Genomic DNA, 1,096 nt, shown 5'->3' with positions numbered 1-1,096 from the left:
GGGTGCTGCGCCACGATCCGGCGGCCGGCGTGCTGCGCGAGGTGCGCCTGCGCACCGGGTTGGCCAACTGGCGCTGGACCGAGGTGCTGGGCGGTCTCGAGGAAGGCGAGCGGATCCTCGCCAGCCTGGAGCAGGAGGGCCTGGAGGATGGCGTCGCGGTACGCGTGCAGACGGACGCCGAACCATGATCCGCCTGCGTGGCATCAGCCGCTGCTTCACCCTCGGCGACGCGCGGGTAATGGGCCTGGACCGCGTCGACCTGGACGTGGCCGCCGGCGACTACCTGGCGGTGATGGGCCCGTCCGGCTCGGGCAAGTCCACCCTGCTCAATGTCCTCGGCCTGCTCGATGCGCCGGATGCCGGCGAGTACTGGCTGAACGGCGAGGCCACCGCGGCGCTGGACGAGGAGCGCCGCGCCGAGCTGCGCAGCCGGCAGATCGGCTTCGTGTTCCAGTCCTACCACCTGATCCCGCGTCTGACCGCCCTGGAGAATATCGAGCTGCCGATGCTGCTGGCCGGTATCGAGCCGGCCGAACGCCAGCGCCGCAGTGCACGGCTGGTGGAGCGACTGAACCTCGGCGACCGGGTCAAGCACCGCCCGGCCGAGCTGTCCGGCGGCCAGCGCCAGCGCGTCGCCATCGCCCGCGCCATGGTGATGCAGCCGGCGCTGCTGCTGGCCGACGAGCCCACCGGCAACCTCGACAGCCACTCCGGCGCCGAGGTGGTGGCGCTGCTCGAGGAGCTCAACGGCGAGGGCCTGACCCTGCTGGTGGTGACCCACGACGCCACCCTCGGTGCCCGCGCCGCGCGCCGCCTGGAGATGCTCGACGGGCGCATCGTCGCCGATACCCGCCAGGAGCCGGCCCGTGCGTGCGGCTGACGGCCTCGGGCTGATCCTCGGCGCCTTGCGCGGGCATCGCTCGCGCAGCCTGATGCTGCTGGCGATGGCCATCGGCGTGGTCGCGGTCAACCTGCTCACCGGCCTGGCCGAGGGCGCGCGACTGTTCGTCATCGGCGAGTTCTCCATGCTCGGGCGCAACACCCTGATCGTCCTGCCCGGACGCAAGGAGACCACCGGCGGCATGCCGCCGATCAC

Annotated in this window: 1 protein-coding gene and 2 pseudogenes; all 3 read left to right on the top strand. The window is 72.4% G+C overall.

Annotated elements, in window-relative coordinates; all coding sequences use genetic code 11:
• Positions 1–188 (top strand): annotated as a pseudogene (locus N878_RS29175) (efflux RND transporter periplasmic adaptor subunit); the annotation flags it as partial.
• Positions 185–880: an ABC transporter ATP-binding protein gene (locus N878_RS21760; RefSeq protein ID WP_021445643.1), complete on the top strand. Its 696-nt coding sequence runs from the start codon at positions 185–187 to the stop codon at positions 878–880. The pseudogene N878_RS29175 and the gene N878_RS21760, both read left to right, overlap by 4 nt.
• A pseudogene (locus N878_RS21755) lies at positions 867–1,096 on the top strand (ABC transporter permease); the annotation flags it as partial. The gene N878_RS21760 and the pseudogene N878_RS21755, both read left to right, overlap by 14 nt.

It is taken from the genome of Pseudomonas sp. EGD-AK9 (assembly GCF_000465935.2).
Lineage (GTDB): Bacteria > Pseudomonadota > Gammaproteobacteria > Pseudomonadales > Pseudomonadaceae > Aquipseudomonas.
Note: the sequence above shows the minus strand (reverse complement) of the source record. Positions and strands in the feature narration are given on the sequence as shown.

What these genes read in the sequence shown, in the direction of transcription:
- N878_RS21760 (WP_021445643.1), top strand. Translation starts at nt 185, where the DNA reads ATGATCCGCCTGCGTGGCATCAGCCGCTGCTTCACCCTCGGCGACGCG.